This window comes from Pseudomonas profundi (genome assembly GCF_008638305.1).
Lineage (GTDB): Bacteria > Pseudomonadota > Gammaproteobacteria > Pseudomonadales > Pseudomonadaceae > Halopseudomonas > Halopseudomonas profundi.
This window is the reverse complement of the sequence record NZ_VTPZ01000051.1, coordinates 1-440: the sequence shown is the minus strand read 5'-3', so window position 1 is coordinate 440 and position 440 is coordinate 1. Positions and strand designations below refer to the sequence as shown.

The 440-nt window shown below is 61.1% G+C and carries 1 protein-coding gene; it reads left to right on the top strand.

The genetic code is table 11. The features are described 5' to 3' along the window. Positions 1-423, top strand: a 423-nt coding sequence (locus FZE95_RS19530; RefSeq protein ID WP_223825139.1) for an electron transfer flavoprotein subunit alpha/FixB family protein, incomplete at its 5' end; no start/stop codon positions are given. Positions 424-440: the final 17 nt, after the last annotated feature.

Genomic DNA, 440 nt, shown 5'->3' with positions numbered 1-440 from the left:
GCCCAGGACGCCGGCGTGTCCAGCTTCGTTAACGAAGAGCTGGCGAAGTCTGACCGTCCCGAGCTGGCCGGTGCCAAGATCGTCATCTCCGGCGGCCGTGGCATGCAGAACGGTGACAACTTCGAAATGCTGTACAAGCTGGCCGACAAGATCGGCGCTGCCGTGGGTGCCTCGCGCGCCGCAGTGGACGCCGGTTTCGTACCCAACGACATGCAGGTCGGTCAGACCGGCAAGATCGTTGCACCGCAGCTGTACATCGCCGTCGGTATCTCCGGCGCGATCCAGCACCTGGCCGGCATGAAAGAGTCCAAGGTGATCGTTGCGATCAACAAGGACGAAGAAGCGCCGATCTTCCAGGTAGCCGACTACGGTCTGGTTGGTGATCTGTTCCAGATCATCCCGGAGCTGGACGGCAAGCTGTAAGTAACGCTTGAGCGGTA